This is a genomic window from Aciduricibacillus chroicocephali, from assembly GCF_030762805.1.
Classification (GTDB): Bacteria; Bacillota; Bacilli; order Bacillales; family Amphibacillaceae; genus Aciduricibacillus; species Aciduricibacillus chroicocephali.
Genome location: NZ_CP129113.1, coordinates 305,902 through 327,670, shown reverse-complemented (window position 1 = coordinate 327,670; position 21,769 = coordinate 305,902). Strand labels below are relative to the sequence as shown.

Below are 21,769 nucleotides of genomic sequence, written 5' to 3'. Positions count from 1 at the left end.
TTTAGTTTGCACAAAAAAAAGCAGCATTCCTTTAAAGGAATGCTGCTTCACACGCAATTACTTCAAATCATCACGTGTAACTGTGAACGCCTGGAATCCATACGGAAGTGTAGGTTCAGTATATACTTTACCTTTACCTTGCTCTGCATCCGCAACTTCTGTCCAAGTACGGTTGTTCGTAAAGAAGCTTACATCTTTCAATTGAGGGAATCGTTCCAGCACCTTTAGGCCAATATGATAAACAAGATGCTGAATTGAGTTGTTTTGCAGCTCGAAGAAAATCTTCGCTGCAATATCACGAACTTGTTCAGCTGGTACATATTTGGCTGATCCTTCAACTGCTCCATCTTCTGGGTTATTATACGTCCAGTCCATATCAACATAGATGAACAAGTTACGGTCTTTCTTCTCAGGAAGACGAGTATACTCATCTTGTACAAAGCCATAGAAGGAGTTTCCTGTAATTTTCATCATATGAATGTCCTGAATACCTGAAGTATAGTTGATGATCTCTGTTCCGCTACCTTTACGCACTACAGAAACTGCGGCACGTGGGCGTTCGGTCTTCACCGGACGGAAAATAATTCCGCTATCCTTAATCGTCCCGTTTTGATCAACCGCTACTTCACCAAAGTTCACTGATTGGCCGGCCATATCCACCTGCTCAATCTGCGGATACTTTTCAAGGAAGCGTTTCGCCACTTCTGTAAGAAAGCCATCAATAGTTGAATACTCAAGTTTTGCCGCATGCAATTCAATAAAGTTTCTCATCGAGTCTGTTGCAATAAGATCTGTGTTGTCGCCATCAGTATAGTTCTTTAAGAAAGCTTCACCGTGTAAAGCTACTTGAATGTCAATTCCAAGCAGTGTGTTGTTTCTCTTTGTAAAATCAGATTCCGGAATCTTATCTACAGTGAGCGGTTTCGCATAAGTGCGATATACGAACACATCTTTCTTACCATAATGCTGAATTGGGCGTTTGCTGTTTGACATGATGATCAACCTCCTGATTGTTTTCCGGCAATACCGGTTTGCATATAAAAAATCCATACTCTCTGAAATCAGGGATTATGGATTTTTTGCAAATAAATTTGCTTATGCAGCTTCAACCAGATCGTCCAAACGGAAACGAGCTATTTTGTAGATTTCCTTCAGTGCAGTTTCTAGTTCAGTGTCACGGTCATTTTTGACACGCTCTTGCATAGCAGCTTTGATGCTATCTTTGTTGTGTCCTTTAACTGCAATGATGAACGGGAAGCCGAACTTTTCTGTGTACTGCTTATTCAAATCAAGGAACTCTGCATGCTCTTCCGGAGACAACTGGTCAAGGCCTGCACCTTTTTGTTCCTGCACAGATTCGTCTGTCATTTTTACTCTACCACCCAAGTCTGGGTGAGCGTTCAATAGATCAAGTTTCTTCTGCATCGGAGCTTCATCTACTTCTGTTTCCATTGCGTTGAACAACTCATCTACAGAAGAGAATGGACGCTTGCCCCAAGCTTGTTCTGAAACCCAAGGAGAGTGCTCCCAAATTGAGCCGATTGCATCAACGAATCCTTGCTGATCTTTCTGATTCAATTCTTCCAAAGTGTATGCCATTCCTAAACTCCACCCTTTCAAAGCCGATGCTTTACAATAGATTTTTAATGCTGGGCCGAACTTTATTCCGGCAATTCGCAACATTACCTATCTATTGTATAACAAAATTTGAAAGAATGCATTTTCTGCTCTTCTCTCAACAAAAGGTGGAATGCAGCACTCACACATAAATAATGTTCCCACTCTTTAAAAATTTACACTTGAAAAGCTGATGTTTTTTTCCGCACAAAAAGGGAAGAATAACTGTGCACAAAACTTATAGGAGGTATGTGAAATGGCTAAAATCGCTGTTGAAGAACCGTTCGATGATATTCAGAAAGCCCTTGAGGAAAAGGGTCATGAAGTAAAAATGTTCATTGATAATAATGAAATTAAAAATGTGGACCTCGGTGTCGTCCGTCATATGAATGAGTTTGATGAAGGAGATTCAGAAGTGCCGTTTGTAATCGCTCACGGGAAATCTGTCGACGATGTTGTGAATGAAGTCGAACAGCGTCTGAGTCGTTTCAACTAATTCATACAAAAAAATATCCACAATAGCCATATATCCAGAGTGAATGTTCATAAAAGTGTGGAAAATTGTTGATATGTCTGTGGATAATGTTGATAACTTACTTTAGACCTTATATATCAGTACACAGCTTGTTAATAAGATGTGAGCAACTTTATGAACAACATGTGAAAAACCCCGACTTCTGTAGAAGTTCGGGGTTTTTTGTATTAATCGAGCTTAAATTCGTCGATTAGATTCTTTAATTCTTCAGACATGGATTGCAATTTGGCGGATCCAGAGGCCATTTCATGCATTGTTGCATTCTGTTCTTCAACAGCCGCTGCAACAGACTGTGCTTGTTCATCTGTGTTTTCAGACATTTTAACAAACTCATCCACAAGCTGTTTAACATTTTGCGTACTATTGTTAATTTGTACTGCAATAGTAGATATTTCTCCCGCTTCTTCAGATACTGTATCTACTTTCCCCGATATCTCAAAGAATCGCTCACCAGATTCCTTCATTAGTGTTAGTCCTTCATCAACGAAGCCTTTGGAAATATCCATTGCATCTATAGCTTCCTCAACTTCTTTTTGAATTGATTCAATCAATTCACTAATGTGATGAGCTGCTTTTCCGGACTCTTCAGCAAGTTTTCCGACTTCCCCGGCTACAACTGCAAAGCCTTTGCCTTGCTCTCCCGCTCTTGCTGCTTCAATGGATGCATTTAGTGCAAGGAGATTCGTCTGGTTGGCAATATTCGTAATCAGCGAGACGATTGTGCTGATTTCTTGTGACTTGCTGCTTAGCGAATGTACAACGCTAGATGTCGTTTCAGTTGAATGCTGAACTTCGGACATCTTTTCAATCGTGTCGTCCATAAGTTTTTTACCAGTATTGGTGAACTCCGTCGCTGAATTGGACAGTTCTGATACGGAATGTATGGAAGAGGCAGTCTGCTCCATCCCTTTTGCGATATCTTCAATAATGGAATGACTCGTCCGTGCACTCGTCATCTGTTCGGATGCGTCTTCCGAGACAGAGGATATCGACTCAGCAATTTGCTCTGCCGCTTTGCTTGTTTCTTCAGCGCTTGTAGTAAGTTCAACTGATGTTGAGGCAACTGTTTCGATATGAACATGCAAGGAATGAATCAGATATCTCCACCGATCAAGCATATAGTTAAAATGCTCACCTAAATTGCCAATTTCATCTTTTGTAACAATCTTAACCGGTTCAACAGAAAGGTCGCCCTGTGCCATACTTTGAAATCTGTCAGATAGGATAACGATCGGCTTTTGAATCGTATTGCGGAGGAAACGTGTCATAATGATCGCTATGCTAAGACCGACAATTGCACTCACACCTAGTATCCATAGTACTATTCTATAAATAGCATCCCCTTCGGCAGCTGCATCATCAGTATCTTTCTGATGAAGTTTGCTCAATTCTCCTACGGATGCTTCCAGATTATCAAGTAGTACTGCTGCATCATAGTTCTGCTCTATTGCCAGCTTGTCATTATCAGCACGGCTTTTTTCAATTATAGAACCAATTTGATTCTGATACTCATTCCACGATTTCTCAGCATCCTGAAGCAATGTTCTTTCTTTATCAGTTGAAACGAGTCTGCTATAATCTGTAAAAGTTTTATCCAAATCATTTACCGTTTCATCAATCTGTGCCTCGTACTTCTGTTCAAATTCAGCATCTTTTGAGAGAATATGACGCTGTACAAGAGATAGCATGTCACTTGCTTTCTTTTCCAGATTCTCTGCAAGCTGAAGTTTTGGCAACACTTTCTCGCTCATTTCCCTGGCGTTGCTGTTCAGCTTATATGTGCTGATGATTCCGACAACGCTGATCAGTAAAATGACAATCATGAAAACAGCAAATATAATACCAAGTTTCTTACCAACAGACTTACCCAAAGATTTTCCTCCTTATTTACATTGTTTTTACTATTATCGTCAATTTCTGAAAAAGATGTAGAAAAAAAGCAAATTCCAGTAAGATGCATATGCTTCATACTGGAATTTGCCCTGTTATTTCAATTGTTTCTATTGGTCTTTCTTTCATTCTTTCTGCAGCGACAAGTCTCTTATACGTAATTAGATCCTTCTCGTAAAAATTCATGTAGCTGGACATACTGTGAGCCTCAATCTGATCAAAAACTTCCTCACTTACAACGTGATACTTCTTATTTAATAGGCGTGCATTGTTCCAAGCCGTTTTTTCGAATTCAATGTCCATTTCATGAGCTTCAATATCAACGGAAAAAAGTTCAAGCTTTTCGCGCCGTTCAATAAAAGCATGTTTTCTCTTCAGCTTGGCAATCTCAATCATTCTGTTCATGGAGGACAACAGCGAATCACGATCTATCGCGTGGCCGAGCTCATGAATAGTAAGTGTTTTTATATATTCCTCAAGAAGTACAGGGGCTTTCATTTCTGAATGCGCCTTGGTAACGCGTTCGCAATCAACATAAACACGATCCTCAATATAATCATAGCTCATGTTAACGCCCGTTCTCTGTATCCCTGTTGGAACTTTCATTTGAACTGTCTTAATAGTATTTTCGATAAGCTTTCGGATTCTCTTTTTTTCAATTCTTTTACTCAACTATCATCATTCTTTCTTCAATAAATTAGTTTGAATTGGAAAAATGACGGGTAGATGTGGTATTAGGGGATATTATAGTAGATCGAAAGTGATATAGTGTCATATTTCTTAATAACGGTATTATATGTGTTTAAACCTTGTTTTGACAACAGTCTTTTTTATTAAAACATGAACTTTCCGTCTTTATCCTTTTCCGACTGGCTATAAGTAAAGGCTTAAAGGATTTTTGGACTTTTTGTGAAGTCATTAAATTACCTGTATAATTATACTTATCAACAATATTATTGGTATCTTAATGATTATTAAAAGGGGTCTATTATAATATGGAAACATTTACTTATAAGACGAACTCCGGTTTTGAAATTACTGGAGACTTTTATCCTGCCAGATCAAAAAATGCCCCACTCCTCATATATATTCATGGAGGCGGACTAATTTGGGGATCAAAGAAAGATCTGAATAATGAACAACTTCATCTATATAATGAAGCCGGATATAATGTATTCTCGATCAATTATCGACTTGCTCCCGAAACAAAGTTGCCAGAAATTGCAACAGATCTTGCCGACTGTATGCGTTGGGTTCAAGAAGATGCTCCGGCTGAAATGAACTACGACCGTGAACGCGTTGCTGTAATCGGCAGTTCTGCAGGTGGCTACCTTTCTTTACTAAGCGGCACGTTTCCCGTAAAGCCGAAAGCGATTATTTCATTCTATGGCTACGGCAATATTCTTGGTGGCTGGTACCGTATGCCAAGCCGTTATTTCAATAAGGACAAAAAGGTCCCCGAACCTCTTGCTCGCCAATTAATTGGAAATCAACCAATTTCGGAGGCTCCGATAGAAAAGCGCTATGGCATCTATCTATTCTGCCGGCAACAAGGCAAATGGCTCGACTACGTGACCGGTATGAGCCCAATTCTTGAAATGAATCGCTTGAAACAATACTGTCCAATAGATCTTGCAGATACTTCTTACCCGCCTACACTGCTCCTGCATGGAGATGCTGATGACGATGTACCGTATTCCGAATCAGTTAACATGAATGAGAAACTTCAAGAACTCGGCGTTGACAGCAGTTTGATTACAATTCCAGATGGCGCCCATCAATTCGACCTTGAGATGGACAAGCCAGAAGTTAAAGAAACATTCATTGAAGTGCTTGATTTTCTAAAGATGCATCTATAGATTGAATGAACCGGTATGCCTAATGAAAAGCGAAAAGCACGCCGGTTCTAATCATTTTGGCATCGGCTTGCTTGCAAGTTTAGAAAAAGCATATGCCATTTTTCTTGCAAACTTAAGTGGCGGTTCAACAGATTGAACATGAACATACATAAGTTTTGGATTGTCATAAATCCAATGATTGTGTATAGCACCAATGATCAGCCCTTGTTTAGTTATTGCCTGAGTAAAAGCTGGCAACTCCCGCTCCTCGATAACCGTTTCAGAGAGATTAAGTGCATCCCCCTTCTCATCCAATGATTCAAAAAACACTGCGTTTCCCTTTGCCGAATTGCTTTTCTTTCCCATTAAATGAACATCAAAATTCCGTACCAATTGAACCATACAAACACCTTTTTCATACTTCGCTTTCGCTCCGAAGACTTCACCGAACTTCCTGCAAATTGATGAGTGGTCCAAATTCATCCCTCCATATTGCATTCTGTAATTACAATACGCAGGCAACCCCATCATGTTCATATTGCCTTTCTTTCCAGTCCTCTATATAATATGAGAGTTGCACAAACGTGGTTCGAAACCATCCCACGATAAAAAACTAAGGAGAGAAATTCAAATGAATACTAGAACACTTGTTGCAAATGGACTGCTCGCAGCTCTTTATATTGCCGTTTCTTTTATGATTCAACCACTTGCATATGGGCCTGTACAGTTAAGGATTCCAGAAATGCTTAACTTGCTCATTGTCTATAATAATAAATACTTCTATGGTATAGTCATCGGTGTTTTCATCACGAATCTATTTTCGCCGAACGGTGTACTGGACCTTTTCTTTGGAGTGGGCCAATCCATTATCGCTCTAGCTCTTACAATGCTCATAGGTCTTTTCATTAAGAACAAACTGCAACTGATGACTGTGAATACACTAATTTTCACAGCTACAATGGTCATCATTGCCTGGGAAATCGTTCTTGTCAATATGCATAACGTTGCAAATGATGCTTTCATGCCACTTTGGGGTATTCTCGCGGCAGGGGAATTCATCGTTATGGCAATCGGCATTCCAATTATGTATGCGTTGGACAAGCGTCTTCACTTCAAGGACCTTATATAGTTGTTATAATTCGAAAAGAGGCATCCGTCTTAATGGCGGATGCCTCTTTTCCTCTTAATTAAGTAAAGTAACCCAAGTCCAATCAAGGCTCCGCAAGAGTCAAGCATTACATCCGCTATAGACCCCGTCCGTCCCGGCACATGAAGCTGATGCCACTCATCTGTTGCTGCATATGCAGTTACAAAGAGCCATGCAAAAAGATATGGCCGCTTCGGCAGGAACAGCGCTAGCAGGACTGCAAGTGAGCTGAAAGAGAGCAAATGCATCCCCTTCCTGAAGAAATAGTTCACCCAAGGGACTTGATCTGCTGTGACAGGAAGCTTATGGGCAATCCACTCATATGTATTTCCGCCAGTCGCAGCAGGCGACTTTGTCACAAGGAAAATTCCGACGCAAATAGCGATGGCCGCGATGATAAATAAGATTCTCTTCATGTTCCCCCCGCTTTCATCCTTTCATTATACAAACTCAACACTGTTATGAAAAGCAGACAATCCGGCAATGCTTAAGAGTATCATAATGAAAGCAAGGTGAAGATATGTCCATCCATGAACAATACAATCCGGGAGATATCGTTTATTGCATTATTCGGAATCCCCACGCCCAGGATGTCGCAAATGTTCAACACGCTGCTGTTGTTCAAGATCCAAGTAATCCGGACGGCCTCGCACTGTTTCTATACGAAACGTATTATCCACTGACTGACGAATTCGCGATTTATCCGACAGAAGCCGAAGCTGAAGCTGCATACCAGGACGCGTTTGGCCTTGCCGAGGACAGGGAGGATTTCTATGGTTAAGCCATTCGTCCCCCAGCTCGTCTATGTAGAGCCAAAAGCACTTGAATACCCGCTCGGGAAAAAACTGGTCAATAAATTCACCGATATGGGTATCGAAATTCGACAGACAACATCCCATAATCAAATTCGCAATCTGCCCGGTGATAATCACTTCCAGAAATATCGCATGGCAAAATCGACCTTAGTCATAGGTTTAAGAAAGACATTGAAATTCGATACATCCAAACCATCCGCAGAGTATGCAATCCCTTTCGCAACTGGCTGCATGGGACATTGCCATTATTGCTACCTCCAGACAACAATGGGCTCCAAGCCATATATTCGTACATATGTAAATGTCGAAGAGATCTTCGATGCGGCAGATCAGTATATGGAGGAGCGCGCTCCTGAAATGACTCGCTTTGAGGCATCTTGTACTTCTGACATCGTCGGTGTAGATCATCTAACACATACATTGAAGCACGCTATTGAACATTTCGGGAAATCTAAATACGGCCAGCTTCGTTTTGTGACGAAGTTCGCTCATGTCGACCACTTGCTTGATGCAGAGCATAAAGGTCGTACCCGTTTCCGCTTCAGCATCAACGATGACTACATCATCAAATATTTTGAACCGGGAACTTCTCGTTTGAAGGAAAGAATTGAAGCTGCGGTAAAAGTTGCAGAGGCAGGCTATCCGCTCGGCTTCATAGTCGCACCGATTTATTTGCATGATGGCTGGCAAGAAGGATATAAGGAAATGTTCGAACGTCTTGAAGCTGAACTCCCTGCCTTTGCCCGTAAGGACCTTACGTTTGAAATGATCCAACATCGTTTCACAAAACCTGCTAAGCGTGTTATACAGGAGAACTACCCGATGACGAAGCTTGAGCTTGACGAAACTAAGCGCAAGTGGAAATGGGGACGTTATGGGATTGGCAAATATGTATACCAGGATGATCAGCAGGAGGATATTAAAGATACACTTGGCGGTTATATCAATAAGCTCTTCCCCGAAGCTCGTATTGAGTACTTCACGTAATATGAATGGTTTTCTTTTCGGCATGCCGGGAACACTTCTAACAAAAAACAAAGACAGGTGTTGCCCATGATCGGATTAATCATTAAATTGACAGTTTCCCTTTTTGCGGTCATGAACCCGCTCGGGAATATTCCAATTTTCATCTCACTGACAAGTGATTATACAGATAAAGAGAGAAAAGCTGCTGCGCGCAAGGCTACCTTTATCTCACTCATTATCCTGACTGTATTCCTGCTTGTCGGCAAAATTATTTTCTCAACATTCGGAATTACAATTCATGCTTTCAGAATTGCAGGCGGCATACTCATTTTCGGAATTGCCTATGGCCTACTTCACGCAAAGCCAACAGGTGCTCAGCACCCTCATGGTGATGAACGTGCAGAAGCCCAGCAAAAAGATGATATCTCGGTCACACCGCTCGCACTCCCAATTATTGCTGGTCCTGGGACGATCGCTACTGTGATGTCTCATTCAGCAAACACTCCAAGTGCAATGTTTGGCATTTTTATCAGCTATACAATTATATTGGCCGCGACATTCATTTTGTTCAGTTACTCCAGTATCATCTTGAAGCGTCTTGGCAAGAGCGGTTTGAATGTCATTTCCCGCCTTATGGGTCTTATACTTGCCGTCATGGCAATTCAAATGATTGCAGAAGGTATTCACGGACTATTTCCAACAATGTTCCATTAACGTAAGAAGGATGCTCACGTTACAAACACGTGAGCATCCCTTTTTTATTAAGCGAACCATGGTGTTCCATAAACAGCCAAATCCCTCAACTCTTCATCAGTCAAATGCTTCTTCTTATCAATTTCCTTTTTAAAGTTTTCAAAGATGCGAGCAAGCTGTTCCTCACCGACTTCACACCCGAGCTGCTCCAACTTTTTGTTCAATGCATGTCGACCGGAGTGTTTCCCTAATACCATGGAAGTCCCAGGTGCACCAATTGTCTCTGGTCGAATGATTTCATATGTTGCTGGATTCTTAAGCATTCCGTCCTGGTGAATCCCAGATTCATGAGCAAAAGCATTTGAGCCGACAATTGCCTTATTCGGCTGGACGACAACCCCGGTCATCTCACGTACCATTGCGCTTGTACGGTAAATTTCTTCAAAATTTATATTTGTCTCTGCCCCATACACATCAGGCCTTGTGGCCAAAGCAAGTGCAACTTCTTCTATTGCTGTATTGCCCGCACGTTCGCCAATGCCATTGATTGTTCCTTCAATCTGGTCGACTCCTCCACGTATAGCAGCAAGAGTATTTGCTGTAGCCATGCCCAAGTCGTTATGACAGTGCGTACTTAATTTAATACGATCTGCCGCAGGAACATGTTCTCTCACTCCACGGAACATGTCGCCAAACGTTTCTGGAGTGGCAAATCCAACAGTGTCTGGCAAGTTAATTACTGTTGCTCCAGCTTTTATCGCCTCTTCCACCACTTCGTACATAAATTCAGGCTCCGTACGGCTTGCATCTTCAAGAGAAAACTCAAGCTCTGTGCATTTTCGTTTTCCATAGCGGATTGCATCCACAGCGGCTTCGACAACTTGCGCTTTGGACATCTTTAGTTTATATTTGCGATGTATTGGTGATGTCGCAAGAACAATATGCAAGCAAGGTGTTGCAGCACCTTGCAATGCTTCAAGCGCAGCATCAATATCCTTCTGGCGGGCCCTTGACAAGGCAGCAATGCTCGTATTGCGAACTGCTCTTGCAATGGCCTGCACATTTTTCACTTCTCCAGGTGACGCAATTGGAAACCCTGCTTCTATCCGGTCAACACCAAGATTCTCCAGCTGCTTCGCAATCTCCACTTTCTCTTCCAGTGTCAAATGAACCCCCGGTGATTGCTCGCCATCACGTAAAGTTGTTTCAAAAATATCCACTTTTCTCATATTGCCATCCCCTCTCTATATTTTTTATGACAGACAAAAAAGCAAACTCCTGTCGCCACTTGCAAATAAGCAAGGGGCGACAGGAGTTTGCTTCTGACGCGGTACCACCCTAATTCACTCTGTACATGAATAAATCCAAATAAGGACATAATCAGCGAAGAGTCTTCATTAATACCCTCATAACGCAGGGTGTGCGGGTTTCCTTACTTAAAATTTCAGGAAACCGGCTACAAGGGGAGTTGGCAGGAGGCGATCCAATACTCTCAGCACCGTATTGTCTCTGTAAGATCGTAAGCTCCAGCCTGGTCCTTGTCACAGCCGTTGACTTCTGAATATTGTTTACAATCCTAACCGAAGGAAAACGAATTGTCAATAGATTCTAATTTATTTAGTCAATCACCTTTAGTAAATCATTGTTACGGGTAATATAAGGCAATAGGATTTCTGCTAGGAGGCATTGATTCATGATTATTAGAGAACGTGAAAACGAATACGTTATGATTGAGCAAGCAGATCACTCAGTCATTTCCGGGGACTGTTTTGCCAATTGGAAGGATGAATTACTGCGGGGTGATCAATTCACCGACGCTATCCGATATGCTATTACAAACCACGATTTTGGATGGAAAGAATTCGACAAAATGCCATTTTGGAACGATGAAACAAACGCACCCTACAATTTCATGGATTTCCCTTCCATTCCGAAACTTGTTTTTTATAAGAACGGTATTGATGAGCTCGAAAATTTGAACCCGTATGCAGGCATGCTTGCGAGCAGGCATTACTCTCATCTTGTAATTGGAGACTCCGAGTATGAGGAAGCGAAGACATTTATCAATAATGAGCTAGAACGGCGTGAACGTCTCGCTAAAGAAATTGAAGGATTCGTTGCGGAATTATTCGAATATCATTATGCCCTGTTAGCTATATGTGACAATTTTTCACTATTTGTTTGTCTGAATGAACCAGGAACAAGTAAAGAAGAGGAACATCCTTTGTTCAAAGATGGCATTCCAATTCCTGGTGACTTAAAAATACTTGATCATAATAAATTCAATTTGGAATGGATTGATGATAACAAGGTCAAGTTGTCACCTTTCCCCTTTAAGACAGAAACACCTTTCGCACTAAGGCAACGCATCTTACCAAAAGATTTGATTAGAAAAAAAGGTCTAATTAAGAGCTATTTGGAAACTGAACCCAAGAACATACACGCCTCTTTTGTTGAATAAAACCCAGGTGTATGAATGTTATTTTTTTGTGCAAGCTATTCATGTTGCAATATAACAAATAACCGGGAAGTGGAGTGGTTCAATCATGATTATTCGTGAAGGTGTCATCCCGACTGCACTAGGTTCAGCTGTTACCGCAACAGGCTATCTGATGAAGCAGAAAGACGATTCAAACCATATGGTCGCTGATACACTTGTCGGCTTTGGGCTGGGGCATGTAGTCCTAGGAGTCATCGATCTTATTCAGCACAGATAGTAAGAAAAATCCCTGTACAGTATTGTGCAGGGATTTTTTCATTATAATGAAAGATTGGATTTTCGTTTTGTAAAATCAGTATCCTGATAATATGTATTTTTCACCAGAATATTCGGCCCAAGACATTTGACTGCCGGACAATGACAGTTAATTGACTTGGCTGTAGCAGAATCCATCCACCGTTCATAGGCAGTCTGAAGCTTCGTATCCTGAATATTGCCAAGCGCCGGTCCATCATCACCAAAATCTGTGACGATGATATCTCCATTAAAAATATTTACATTTAATCGTGAACGGCCATCAGGGTCATTGCGAACTGTAACATTTTTCTCTTTATACAGACGCTGCAGCAAAGAAAGATCTTCAGAAGCACCACTGCAAGGATAAAAAGGCAAGGTACCAAAAAGCATCCATGTCGATTCATCTCTTTCATCAAGCAGACGTGTGATGGCTGTCCTCATGTCTTCCAAACTTAACGTTTCAAGAGCGCTGGCGAAATCTACCGGATACATTGGATGGATTTCATGCCGTCTGCACCCCATTTCCAATACGTGCCGATGTATTTTCTCCAAGTACGGGAAAGTACGCCGATTAAGCATTGTTTCAGCAGAGACCATCACACCTTCTGCAGAAAGTCGCTGTGAGTTTTCCACCATCCGCTCAAAGAATTTCTTCCTGTTTTCTTCCGTAGGCTTCTTTTCCATGCGTGCAAAACCAATCTCGGCAAACTCTTCTTCTGTCCCCCAGTTATGAGAAATATGAAGGACATCCAAGTACGGAATAATCTCTTCATAGCGGCTATATGGCAAAGTGAGATTTGAATTAATTTGGGTCCGCACACCGCGCTCATGAGCATATTGTAGCAAAGGTACTACATATTCACGTACAGACTTCTTTGACATCATTGGCTCTCCCCCTGTAATAGAGAGTGTGCGCAAATGAGGGATTTCGTTAAGCCTTTTTATCATAAGCTCTATTGGCAAAGCATCCGGATCTTTCATTTGTAGCGTGTATCCTACTGCACAGTGAGCACAGCGCATATTGCAAAGTGTTGTCGTTGTAAACTCTACATTCGTCAGCGTCATCTTTCCAAACTCTTCAACATCCATATAAGCTTCCCAAGGGTCGTACGTTGGAGTAATTTCTTCTAAGCTATCTTTAGTATGCATTAAAACAAATCCTTTCTAGACCAGACACAATCATGCCTATTCACTATAATAGTTTATCAGATTGAAATGCATGCAGAAATCTATGAAATAATTAGAAAAACCGTCGAAATCATATAATTCCGGCAGCATTTCTGTGTAGGAACAAATATTAATAGTTATGCATATTTTTGTATAACTTTAGTTAATTGTTTTGGTAAATTATGCTAAGATGAACGAGAAAACAATTCTTAGGAGGAATATCAAATGATTCTATCAAGCTTTCGGAAATGCGTTATTGCTTTGCTTTGTTTAGCTACCGTGTTAACTGTATCTGCATGTGGATCTGCTGAACCAACGAAAGAAAAGCAAAATAAAGAGGAAACTGCCAAAGGAAAAAAAATTGAAGAAGACGACAACTGGAACTATGAAGAACAGAAAAAGTGGCCGATGGATTCAGGTAAGATGCAATCTCCCATCGACTTACGTTCCAAGACCGTGCAAAAAATGACAGAACAAGGGAAATTGAAGTTACAGTTTGACCCGGTTGTATCCTACATAGAAGATAATGGACATAGCATACAAGTTGGCGGTAAGGGAGCAGCCAAGATTAACGGACGCACTTTCGATTTTAAACAAGTGCATTTTCACGCTGAAAGTGAACACACATTAGAAGGAAAGCATTTTCCTTTAGAAGCCCATTTTGTACATCAATCTACAAATGGTCGTCTAGCAGTTATCGGTGTCTTCTTTAAAGAAGGTAAAGAAAACAAAGCTTTTGGAGATATATTGAAAAACATTAAAAAAGGCAAAAAGGTCGAGAAGACGGAGAAAGTTAATATTGCAGAAATGCTGCCAAATAATCAACAAGACTATTATCATTATCTAGGTTCATTAACGACACCTCCATTAAGTGAAAATGTAGAGTGGTATGTATTGAACCAACCAGTAGAAGTTTCGGCTGCACAAATTAAAAAATTCGGTACTTATTACAATGACAACAATCGTGACATTCAGCCAATTGGAGATAGGCCGGTTTTGGAACATTCAACAGCTAAATAAATGTATTTTCAACAACCTTCAGGTCTCGTCATTTATGAACGAGGCCTTTTGAGATTTAATATTTTTTATTTACTTTCCCATTTAACTTCGTTACAAAAAAACCTGCACAACAACTAACCCGCCCGGACTATAGAAATTAACCCTTCCGCAAATTGTAATCGAACCTTTAAAAAAAAGGGAATTCCCCCCATTTTTACACAGTAGTTTCTAAAGTGGATATTCCAGATTCGTTTGCTAGACTTTTTTCAAGTTCTTTCAAGCCCCAATTCTTTACAGGCTTTTAATCAGAGTGGTATCCTTTTCTAATGGGGATTGTTGCTTTTTTGTCACAATTAATGGGTAATACTAAAAGCAGGGATTAATACATCATGAGAACGGAGGTCCTACTGTGGAATTGTATCGTGCTTCATTTAAAAGAAAAACTGTTATGAATACAATATTGCTTCTGCTTGGAATTATCTTCATCGGAGCCAATCTGCGTGCTCCCCTCACAGCTGTCGGACCGCTAATCGCCAATATTCGCACCGATCTTCATCTTTCAAATGCTATAGCTGGTACAATCACAACTGTTCCCCTGCTTGCTTTTGCCCTAATATCCCCTCTCGCACCGAAACTCGCTAAGAAACGGGGCATGGAGCAGGCAATCTTCCTTTCCTTATTCCTCCTCGCCGCGGGTATGATTCTTCGTTCATTGAACGGCATTACTCTTTTGTTCGCAGGTACGATTCTTATTGGCTGTGCCATAGCAGTCAGTAATGTCCTATTGCCTAGCTTTATTAAAACAAAATTCCCGCGTGGTGTCGGCATCATGACCGGAATCTATTCTGTAGCCATGAATCTTTTCGGAGCCTTGTCGTCCGGAATTAGTGTACCGCTATCTGAATGGCATGGGTTTGGCTGGAAAGGCGCTCTCGTTTTTTGGGTCTTACTCGCTGTAATTGCGATTATCATTTGGATTCCTCAACTCGTCAAAGCACCGAAGCCACGTAATTGGAAGGATGCAGCGTTTGAAAGTGAAAGCATTTGGAAATCGCCTCTTGCATGGAAAGTGACAATTTTCATGGGAGCTCAGTCTCTCATCTTCTATACAATGATGACATGGCTTCCTGAATTGTTGCAGTTACGTGGTTATAGTAATAATGCAGCTGGCTGGATGCTTTCTCTCATGCAGTTCGCATTGATTCCCGTCACCTTTTTCATTCCTGTCATTGCTGATCGGATGAAGAACCAACAGCCTCTAGCGATCATTACAGCTGCTTTTTATTTTTGTGGAATCGGTGGACTGCTGTTTACGAATCAGGTGCTAACTATAATCTGTGTTATCTTCATTGGGATTGCAAGCGGTAGTGCTTTCAGTCTTTCCATGATGTTCTTTACACTGCGTACGGATAATAGTGGTGAATCGGCAGAGCTTTCCGGAATGGCACAATCATTCGGTTACTTGCTCGCTTCTCTCGGACCAGTTCTTTTCGGCGCTCTCCATGACCTTACACACAATTGGACAGTCCCCATTATCATGCTGCTTGTCAATATTCTCGTGTTCTTCTATGCAGGACTTGGTGCTGCCAAGCCGGGAAAAGTGCACAATCATGCAAAAGCACAATAGTTTAAAAAAACGGCCCTGTATGTTTCGAAAGCATACAGGGCCGTTTTTTTAATCTTCTTTTCTGCTTATATATTCGTTCGGCGTGTTGCCGCCTTCTGCATTATGATTTTTATATTGCGCCTTTCGTCCATTACGCTTTTCGCCACTGTTCTCGCGCTCTTTGAACTGGTTGTTGAATCGATCCTGTTTGCTCAAATTCGCTTCCTCCTCCCATACGCTGATCCTTTATAGTTTGCCGATTATTGTCGACTCCTATACTGCTCCAATGCGGACTTCCGTTTGAAAGTCAGTGCATACGGGAAATATTCAAGGACCAATATTCTTAAAGGAGGCATCTTTTGACATGGCAACACCAGACAAAAAATATATGGGAACTTTCTATAGTCAAAGAGAATTGCTTGAAGCAATGGATGCATTGAAGAAACAAGGTCACACAGAGAAAGACATGTATGTTGTTACAAATGATGAACAAGATATCCGTATGATCCGCGGTCGTACAGATGCTGAAGTAGAATCAGCAGGAGATGAAAACTGGCTTGAAAAGGTTAAACATTTCATCATGGGAGAAGAGCCTGTAACAGGTGCTTTTGAAAAAATGGGCTATTCTCAGGAACAAGCGAACCGCTATTATGCTGAAGCCAAAAAAGGCGGCATGCTTCTCTTCATTGACAGAGAGCTTGATATGCGAAATCATGCTGGAAAGAACAATAAGCACCTTAATAAGGAGCTGGGAGTTTCTCCGTACCGTTCTGATGAGGACTACTTTAAAACGAACGTAGGAGCTGAGCCAGCTACTGCTTTAAATCATGAAAATCTTGATTTAAACAATGGCACTACTCGTCCGCATCTTGTGAAAAGCAATAAGGATACACTTGAAAGGGCTGCTTCAGGTGAGCGAGTTCCAGTGAATAAAGTAAATACTGGAGACGATATATCTCGAAAAGTAATTGAATCAGACAGAAATCACCATGCAGATTTAGACCATAGATTGACCACGAGCACAGCCGAAACCAGAGCCGATATTAATACAAATCCAGCCAATGATACATTAAGAAAGGCCGCTGCAGGCGAATGGGTCGACAAGCAGAACGTTCAAGCTGGAGATCGTATTTCTGAAGAGATGATCAATAAAAACAAACAAGGCGAAGAACTTGATCATAGACTGACGACAAATACTGAAACAGGACGCAATCTCTCAACTCGCGATGACAGCAACTTGAAAAAGGCAGCGGCTGGTGAATGGGTCGATAAGCGAAATGTCCAAGCTGGGGATCGTATTTCTGAAGAGATGGTCAATAAAAACAAACAAGGCGAAGAACTTGATCACAGGCTTACAACCAACTATGAAACAGCAAACAACCAAGTTTCTACTCATGATGACAGTACTTTGAAGAAAGCCGCTTCAGGCGAATGGGTTGATAAGGAAGATGTGCAGGTCGGTGATCGGCTATCAGAAGAAATGGCTAAAAAGAGGAAAGAAAATGACCAGGAACTTGACCATCGTCTAAAAGATGACAATTCCATTTAAATAAATAAAATGCCCGTCAATCCCTTTTATGGATTGACGGGCATTTATTTTTACTGGTAACCCCAGACCATTGTAAGCAATGTACCGAGTACAGTGACAAGCGCAATAAATACTGCATAGTACGTATGCGTATAAATCGCTGTACCATCCTCAGATTCACCAGCATGCATGAACATGACTAGCTGAATGCCAGCCTGCATGAATGCGGTAATCAGAAGGATTACGACACCTGTCTTCATGGAGACATCAAGGTACAATACCAGAAGGGCAACACCTGTAAGGACTAGCGAAGAAATGAATCCTGTAAGGTGCTTCGTTGGAAACAGTTCTTTAAAAGTCATCTTACATCATTCCTTTCAAGTAGACGAAACTGAAGATGAAAATCCAGATAACGTCTAGGAAGTGCCAGTACAACGAGAAGATAAAGGACTTATTCGCTGTTTCTGGTGTAATGCCACGTCTAGCAACTTGAATCATGATGAACAAGCCCCAGAAGAAACCTAGTGTAACGTGTGCTCCGTGCGTTCCAAGCAATGTGAGCAATGCAGAAGTAAAGGCACTTGTCTGCAAGCTCGCTCCTTCATGAACATATGTTGTAAATTCATAAATCTCAACACTCAAGAACCCAAGACCAAGAAGAAGTGTAATACCCATGAATACGAGCATCGCCTTCTTGGCACCAAGACGCATCGCGTTAACTGCAAGGCCAATTGTGAAACTTGATGTCAAAAGGACAAACGTTTCAATCAAAACAGGTGGCAGTTCGAATATTTCATGCCCTGTTGGACCAGTAGCTGTATGGTCCACCAGGGTGAAGAATGTGGCAAAAAGCGTTCCGAACAAGGCAACTTCAGCACCGATGAAAATCCAGAAACCGAAGATTTTCAGTCTGTTTTCCTCAGTTGCATACTCTTTAGGGACTGAATGATCAATCTTCATTAAAAGTCACCCCGCTCTTTCTTTCAGTTTCCTTAATCTTCTCGACAGGGATATGGTGACCATGATCAATTTCAAACGAACGGTAAGCCATACATACGAAGATACCGATCAATGACACAATAGCGACGATCCACATTGAGAAGACAAGCGCAAAGCCGAATACGAAGAAGATCGCACTCATGATGATTGGCAAGCCGCTGTTATTTGGCATGTGAATTTCTTCAATCTTGCCTTTGAAGATTTCTTTGCCATGCTCTTTCTTATCCCAGAAAGCTTCGATGGAATCAACTGTCGGCGTAATTGCGAAGTTGTATTCCGGAACTGGACTATGTGTAGCCCATTCAAGCGAACGTGCATTCCAAGGATCTCCATCCACATGACGTGGTGCGTAGCGAGTGCTCCAGTAGATTTGATAAACAATCAACAGGAATCCAATCGCAAGACCGATTGCACCGATGAACGAAATCAAGTTGTAAATACCGAATCCAGAAGCTTCGGAATAAGTGTACATACGACGTGCCTGTCCATTCAAACCAGAAAGGAACAATGGGAAGAAGGCAACGTTAAAGCTAATAGCGATGAACCAGAATGCCCATTTACCAATTCTCTCATTAAGGCTGAAGCCGAAGATCTTTGGCCACCAGAATGTGAAGCCGGCAAGCACACCAAACACTGTACCTGGAATCAATACATAGTGGAAGTGAGCTACTAGGAACATTGTGTTGTGATACTGATAGTCGGCACTTGCCATTGCAAGCATGACACCAGTTACACCACCGATTGTGAAAATTGGAATAAATGCCATTGCCCAAAGCATCGGCACTGTAAATTTAATACTTCCTTTGTAAAGCGTGAGCAGCCAGTTGAATATCTTAACCCCCGTCGGCACGGCTATCGCCATTGTTGTGACAGAGAAGATTCCGTTAACCATTACACCGTGACCCATTGTATAGAAGTGGTGCGTCCATACAAGGAATGAAAGGGCACTGATGGCAACCATACTGAATACCATTGATTTGTAACCGTACAAGTTACGCTGTGCAAATGTGGAGATGATTTCGGAATAGATACCGAATGCCGGGAGAATAACGATGTAAACTTCCGGATGTCCCCATACCCAGAACAAGTTCGCCCAAAGCATATCCATACCGCCATTGGCAATAGAGAAGAAGTTTGTTCCGAACAGTCTGTCCATGGTCATGAGTGCAAGCGCTACTGTAAGTACCGGGAATGCAAATACGATAATCAAGTTCGTGATCAAGATAGACCAAGTAAACATTGGCATCTTCATCAATGTCATACCAGGGGCACGCATTTTCATGATTGTCGTAATGAAGTTGATACCTGTCATCAGAGTACCGATACCTGCAATCTGGATTGCAATTGCATAATAGTTAATCCCTACTGTGTGGCTGAAGTCATTGCTCGCCAACGGGAAGTAGGCTGTCCAGCCGGCATCAGGTGAACCACCGATTACGAATGAAAGGTTAAACAGCATCGCTCCGAAGAAGAACAGCCAGAAACTGATAGCGTTCAAACGCGGGAATGCGACGTCTCTTGCACCAATCTGCAAAGGAGTAACAACGTTCATCAAACCGATGATAAATGGCATCGCCATGAACAAAATCATGACAACCCCGTGTGTGGTGAAAATTTCGTTATAATGCTGCGCATCCAGCAATCCATTATTCGGAACAGCTGTTTGTGCACGCATTAGTATTGCGTCAGCTCCCCCACGGAAGAGCATGAGCAGCGCTGCGAGGATATACATGATACCGATTTTCTTATGGTCAACTGTAGTGAGCCAGTTGCGCCACAGATAGCCCCACTTCTTGAAGTACGTAAGGCCGACAATGATTGCAATCGAAACTACAGCAATCGCAATTTGCGAACCGATGATCATTGGGTCATCGCCATTCTCTAGCGCAAATCTGGAGAAGTACTCCTTCATGTTGCAACCCTTCTTTTCTTGATATTTTGTAAGTCATGCGGAGCAAAGAGAATTACTCTCCGTGCTCCATTCCTGGCATGTCTTCATGTTTCTCTTTATCGTTCTTGTGATGGTTCATCTCTTCTTTTGTCATATCACCTTGCTCATGGCCACCACTATGTTGGTGACTCATTGGCGCTGGGTTGAAACCAAGGTGAGTTCCAGTGTATGTCTTACGACCAAGATGTCCATCTTCAAGCAGCTTGTTGAATTCTTTTTCTTTCAAAGGTTTTGCTGTGGCATGAACGTCAGATACCCACTTGGCATAATCTTTCTTGCTCATTGCCTGTACTTCGAATTCCATTTCAGCGAATCCTGCGCCACTGAAGTTGGAGTTACGGCCGAAGTATGAACCTGGATGGTCCGCTGCAAGGTGAAGTGTGTTAACCATGTTCGCCATGGCGTACTTCTGACCTGCAAGCTGTGGTACCCAGAAGCTCGTCATTGTATTGAAGGAATACAATTTGAACTCAACAGGACGGTTCGTCGGGATATTGACGTAGTTCACTGTTTCAATATCCTCTTCCGGATAACTGAAATGCCATTTCCAGTTAGAAGAAGCAGCATAGATGATGAGCGGCTTCTCATCCTTCAATGACTTAGGTGTTGCCTCAACATCACTTGTAGACTTGATTGTCACGATGGAAAGGAATGTAACGATCAAAACTGGAATAACGATCCAGATTGTCTCAAGTACCTTGCTCCCCTCAATATGAGGCGGCTTATAACCAGGCTCCTGTTTTGATGCCCGGTATTTGACAAGCATGAAAATAAAAAGACAGTATACAACGAGCAAAATAAATGCCATTGTCACAATTGAAGTTATAATGACCTTTGCTTGCGTCGCTGCTGCTGGGCCTTGCGGATTCAGAACAAGCAGATTACAGCCTGAAAGCATTGGTACAATCAGAACCCCAAGCAAAGCCAAAAACCATTTCTTCCTCATTAGGCTACCCCTTTCAGTATGTTTCCTGGTGATTGAATTGGACAAACAGCCGTTTGTAATCCCCTCAATTAATAATGTGAGGATTATCACAATTACAATTTACATTTTAAAACTGTGCACATTGAAACACAATATAGAAAGGTTAAATGACGGCTTTTTTTAATGAATTTGTGTACAGAATGTGACGGAAAATGGACGAAAATTCCGGCTATTCAATCCATTATAAAAACAGCTTCATTTCCCTTTCGTTTTAAACTCTTTTCTCATATTTCCCCACTTACCGACAAACATGTACGATTCTCTAAACCAACACTAAGATTCGTAATTATCAGTCA

The 21,769-nt window shown here is 41.7% G+C and carries 23 protein-coding genes, 1 pseudogene, 1 riboswitch and 1 other annotated feature; of the genes and pseudogenes, 11 read left to right on the top strand and 13 right to left on the bottom strand.

Going from position 1 to position 21,769, the window contains the following annotated elements:
* Positions 1 to 57: 57 nt before the first annotated feature.
* Positions 58 to 993, bottom strand: a complete 936-nt coding sequence (pucL, locus tag QR721_RS01780; protein WP_348028582.1) for a factor-independent urate hydroxylase — start codon at positions 991 to 993, stop codon at positions 58 to 60.
* Positions 994 to 1,095: 102 nt separating this feature from the next.
* Positions 1,096 to 1,599, bottom strand: a complete 504-nt coding sequence (gene uraD, locus QR721_RS01775; RefSeq protein WP_348028580.1) for a 2-oxo-4-hydroxy-4-carboxy-5-ureidoimidazoline decarboxylase — start codon at positions 1,597 to 1,599, stop codon at positions 1,096 to 1,098.
* Positions 1,600 to 1,873: 274 nt separating this feature from the next.
* On the opposite strand from uraD, the gene QR721_RS01770 reads away from it, so the two are divergent.
* Positions 1,874 to 2,113, top strand: coding sequence for a YkuS family protein (locus QR721_RS01770; RefSeq protein WP_348028578.1), 240 nt, complete (start codon positions 1,874 to 1,876; stop codon positions 2,111 to 2,113).
* A gap of 206 nt (positions 2,114 to 2,319) precedes the next feature.
* Here QR721_RS01770 and QR721_RS01765 read toward each other — a convergent pair whose 3' ends face one another.
* Both QR721_RS01765 and QR721_RS01760 read right to left on the bottom strand, forming a co-directional pair.
* Positions 2,320 to 4,023 (bottom strand): methyl-accepting chemotaxis protein, encoded by a 1,704-nt coding sequence (locus QR721_RS01765; RefSeq protein ID WP_348028576.1) that lies wholly within the window; start codon positions 4,021 to 4,023, stop codon positions 2,320 to 2,322.
* Between the two features lie 94 nt (positions 4,024 to 4,117).
* Positions 4,118 to 4,714, bottom strand: a complete 597-nt coding sequence (locus tag QR721_RS01760) for an integrase (protein ID WP_348028574.1) — start codon at positions 4,712 to 4,714, stop codon at positions 4,118 to 4,120.
* 323 nt (positions 4,715 to 5,037) lie between these two features.
* Here QR721_RS01760 and QR721_RS01755 point away from each other — a divergent pair, with 323 nt between their 5' ends.
* Complete coding sequence (locus QR721_RS01755) at positions 5,038 to 5,901, top strand: alpha/beta hydrolase (protein ID WP_348028572.1); 864 nt, start codon at positions 5,038 to 5,040, stop codon at positions 5,899 to 5,901.
* A gap of 51 nt (positions 5,902 to 5,952) precedes the next feature.
* Here QR721_RS01755 and QR721_RS01750 read toward each other — a convergent pair whose 3' ends face one another.
* Complete coding sequence (locus QR721_RS01750; protein ID WP_348028570.1) at positions 5,953 to 6,357, bottom strand: DUF1259 domain-containing protein; 405 nt, start codon at positions 6,355 to 6,357, stop codon at positions 5,953 to 5,955.
* Between the two features lie 101 nt (positions 6,358 to 6,458).
* Positions 6,459 to 6,503, top strand: a riboswitch (PreQ1 riboswitch).
* Between the two features lie 8 nt (positions 6,504 to 6,511).
* Between QR721_RS01750 and QR721_RS01745 the strand changes: the two genes are divergently transcribed.
* The gene (locus QR721_RS01745) at positions 6,512 to 7,009 is read left to right on the top strand and encodes a QueT transporter family protein (protein WP_348028568.1); all 498 of its coding nucleotides are present in this window, start codon (positions 6,512 to 6,514) and stop codon (positions 7,007 to 7,009) included.
* 29 nt (positions 7,010 to 7,038) lie between these two features.
* Here QR721_RS01745 and QR721_RS01740 read toward each other — a convergent pair whose 3' ends face one another.
* Positions 7,039 to 7,443, bottom strand: coding sequence for a VanZ family protein (locus tag QR721_RS01740; RefSeq protein ID WP_348028566.1), 405 nt, complete (start codon positions 7,441 to 7,443; stop codon positions 7,039 to 7,041).
* Between the two features lie 104 nt (positions 7,444 to 7,547).
* Between QR721_RS01740 and QR721_RS01735 the strand changes: the two genes are divergently transcribed.
* The 3 genes from QR721_RS01735 (at position 7,548) to QR721_RS01725 (ending at position 9,522) form a co-directional block, all read left to right on the top strand.
* A complete protein-coding gene (locus tag QR721_RS01735; RefSeq protein ID WP_348028564.1) occupies positions 7,548 to 7,808 on the top strand; it encodes a transcriptional regulator SplA domain-containing protein in 261 nt (86 codons plus the stop codon).
* Positions 7,801 to 8,829, top strand: a complete 1,029-nt coding sequence (gene splB, locus QR721_RS01730) for a spore photoproduct lyase (RefSeq protein WP_348028562.1) — start codon at positions 7,801 to 7,803, stop codon at positions 8,827 to 8,829. The genes QR721_RS01735 and splB overlap by 8 nt, the downstream gene beginning before the upstream one ends.
* 66 nt (positions 8,830 to 8,895) lie before the next feature.
* On the top strand, positions 8,896 to 9,522 hold the full coding sequence (locus QR721_RS01725; protein WP_348028560.1) for a MarC family protein: 627 nt from the start codon (positions 8,896 to 8,898) through the stop codon (positions 9,520 to 9,522).
* 83 nt (positions 9,523 to 9,605) lie between these two features.
* Here QR721_RS01725 and QR721_RS01720 read toward each other — a convergent pair.
* Positions 9,606 to 10,730 (bottom strand): annotated as a pseudogene (locus QR721_RS01720) (2-isopropylmalate synthase); the annotation flags it as partial.
* A gap of 69 nt (positions 10,731 to 10,799) precedes the next feature.
* Positions 10,800 to 11,055: a binding site (T-box leader), on the bottom strand.
* Positions 11,056 to 11,194: 139 nt separating this feature from the next.
* On the opposite strand from QR721_RS01720, the gene QR721_RS01715 reads away from it, so the two are divergent.
* Positions 11,195 to 11,962 carry a DUF3891 family protein gene (locus QR721_RS01715; RefSeq protein WP_348028558.1) on the top strand — a complete coding sequence of 256 codons (768 nt, stop codon included), beginning with the start codon at positions 11,195 to 11,197 and terminating at the stop codon, positions 11,960 to 11,962.
* A gap of 85 nt (positions 11,963 to 12,047) precedes the next feature.
* On the top strand, positions 12,048 to 12,218 hold the full coding sequence (locus tag QR721_RS01710) for an asparagine synthase (protein ID WP_348028556.1): 171 nt from the start codon (positions 12,048 to 12,050) through the stop codon (positions 12,216 to 12,218).
* A 41-nt stretch (positions 12,219 to 12,259) separates the two neighbouring features.
* Here QR721_RS01710 and yfkAB read toward each other — a convergent pair whose 3' ends face one another.
* Entirely contained in the window at positions 12,260 to 13,387 is a 1,128-nt protein-coding gene (yfkAB, locus tag QR721_RS01705) for a radical SAM/CxCxxxxC motif protein YfkAB (protein WP_348028554.1), read from the bottom strand.
* 243 nt (positions 13,388 to 13,630) lie between these two features.
* On the opposite strand from yfkAB, the gene QR721_RS01700 reads away from it, so the two are divergent.
* Positions 13,631 to 14,425, top strand: coding sequence for a carbonic anhydrase (locus QR721_RS01700; protein ID WP_348028552.1), 795 nt, complete (start codon positions 13,631 to 13,633; stop codon positions 14,423 to 14,425).
* Between the two features lie 427 nt (positions 14,426 to 14,852).
* Positions 14,853 to 16,031, top strand: coding sequence for a CynX/NimT family MFS transporter (locus QR721_RS01695; RefSeq protein ID WP_348029763.1), 1,179 nt, complete (start codon positions 14,853 to 14,855; stop codon positions 16,029 to 16,031).
* A 48-nt stretch (positions 16,032 to 16,079) separates the two neighbouring features.
* Here the strand turns inward: QR721_RS01695 and QR721_RS01690 are convergent, their stop codons facing one another.
* Positions 16,080 to 16,226 (bottom strand): hypothetical protein, encoded by a 147-nt coding sequence (locus tag QR721_RS01690; RefSeq protein WP_348028550.1) that lies wholly within the window; start codon positions 16,224 to 16,226, stop codon positions 16,080 to 16,082.
* Between the two features lie 148 nt (positions 16,227 to 16,374).
* Between QR721_RS01690 and QR721_RS01685 the strand changes: the two genes are divergently transcribed.
* Complete coding sequence (locus QR721_RS01685) at positions 16,375 to 17,559, top strand: YflT domain-containing protein (RefSeq protein ID WP_348028548.1); 1,185 nt, start codon at positions 16,375 to 16,377, stop codon at positions 17,557 to 17,559.
* A 50-nt stretch (positions 17,560 to 17,609) separates the two neighbouring features.
* Here the strand turns inward: QR721_RS01685 and qoxD are convergent, their stop codons facing one another.
* The 4 genes from qoxD to qoxA are packed head-to-tail and all read right to left on the bottom strand — an operon-like array spanning position 17,610 to position 21,434.
* The gene (qoxD, locus tag QR721_RS01680) at positions 17,610 to 17,900 is read right to left on the bottom strand and encodes a cytochrome aa3 quinol oxidase subunit IV (RefSeq protein WP_348028546.1); all 291 of its coding nucleotides are present in this window, start codon (positions 17,898 to 17,900) and stop codon (positions 17,610 to 17,612) included.
* Between the two features lies 1 nt (position 17,901).
* Complete coding sequence (gene qoxC / locus QR721_RS01675) at positions 17,902 to 18,498, bottom strand: cytochrome aa3 quinol oxidase subunit III (RefSeq protein ID WP_348028544.1); 597 nt, start codon at positions 18,496 to 18,498, stop codon at positions 17,902 to 17,904.
* On the bottom strand, positions 18,488 to 20,449 hold the full coding sequence (gene qoxB / locus QR721_RS01670) for a cytochrome aa3 quinol oxidase subunit I (protein WP_348028542.1): 1,962 nt from the start codon (positions 20,447 to 20,449) through the stop codon (positions 18,488 to 18,490). Before qoxB ends, qoxC begins: the two co-directional genes overlap by 11 nt.
* Positions 20,450 to 20,501: 52 nt before the next feature.
* A complete protein-coding gene (gene qoxA / locus QR721_RS01665) occupies positions 20,502 to 21,434 on the bottom strand; it encodes a cytochrome aa3 quinol oxidase subunit II (protein WP_348028540.1) in 933 nt (310 codons plus the stop codon).
* Positions 21,435 to 21,769 lie beyond the last annotated feature (335 nt).

Bases quoted from the DNA above. Each gene is read 5' to 3' on its own strand.
- qoxD (WP_348028546.1), bottom strand. From the start codon at position 17,900: ATGACTTTTAAAGAACTGTTTCCAACGAAGCACCTTACAGGATTCATT.
- QR721_RS01715 (WP_348028558.1), top strand. From the start codon at position 11,195: ATGATTATTAGAGAACGTGAAAACGAATACGTTATGATTGAGCAAGCA.
- QR721_RS01755 (WP_348028572.1), top strand. From the start codon at position 5,038: ATGGAAACATTTACTTATAAGACGAACTCCGGTTTTGAAATTACTGGA.
- QR721_RS01725 (WP_348028560.1), top strand. From the start codon at position 8,896: ATGATCGGATTAATCATTAAATTGACAGTTTCCCTTTTTGCGGTCATG.
- QR721_RS01770 (WP_348028578.1), top strand. From the start codon at position 1,874: ATGGCTAAAATCGCTGTTGAAGAACCGTTCGATGATATTCAGAAAGCC.
- yfkAB (WP_348028554.1), bottom strand. From the start codon at position 13,387: ATGCATACTAAAGATAGCTTAGAAGAAATTACTCCAACGTACGACCCT.
- QR721_RS01740 (WP_348028566.1), bottom strand. From the start codon at position 7,443: ATGAAGAGAATCTTATTTATCATCGCGGCCATCGCTATTTGCGTCGGA.
- qoxB (WP_348028542.1), bottom strand. From the start codon at position 20,449: ATGAAGGAGTACTTCTCCAGATTTGCGCTAGAGAATGGCGATGACCCA.
- splB (WP_348028562.1), top strand. From the start codon at position 7,801: ATGGTTAAGCCATTCGTCCCCCAGCTCGTCTATGTAGAGCCAAAAGCA.
- pucL (WP_348028582.1), bottom strand. From the start codon at position 993: ATGTCAAACAGCAAACGCCCAATTCAGCATTATGGTAAGAAAGATGTG.
- QR721_RS01700 (WP_348028552.1), top strand. From the start codon at position 13,631: ATGATTCTATCAAGCTTTCGGAAATGCGTTATTGCTTTGCTTTGTTTA.
- uraD (WP_348028580.1), bottom strand. From the start codon at position 1,599: ATGGCATACACTTTGGAAGAATTGAATCAGAAAGATCAGCAAGGATTC.
- QR721_RS01745 (WP_348028568.1), top strand. From the start codon at position 6,512: ATGAATACTAGAACACTTGTTGCAAATGGACTGCTCGCAGCTCTTTAT.
- qoxC (WP_348028544.1), bottom strand. From the start codon at position 18,498: ATGAAGATTGATCATTCAGTCCCTAAAGAGTATGCAACTGAGGAAAAC.
- qoxA (WP_348028540.1), bottom strand. From the start codon at position 21,434: ATGAGGAAGAAATGGTTTTTGGCTTTGCTTGGGGTTCTGATTGTACCA.
- QR721_RS01710 (WP_348028556.1), top strand. From the start codon at position 12,048: ATGATTATTCGTGAAGGTGTCATCCCGACTGCACTAGGTTCAGCTGTT.
- QR721_RS01695 (WP_348029763.1), top strand. From the start codon at position 14,853: ATGAATACAATATTGCTTCTGCTTGGAATTATCTTCATCGGAGCCAAT.
- QR721_RS01685 (WP_348028548.1), top strand. From the start codon at position 16,375: ATGGCAACACCAGACAAAAAATATATGGGAACTTTCTATAGTCAAAGA.
- QR721_RS01735 (WP_348028564.1), top strand. From the start codon at position 7,548: ATGTCCATCCATGAACAATACAATCCGGGAGATATCGTTTATTGCATT.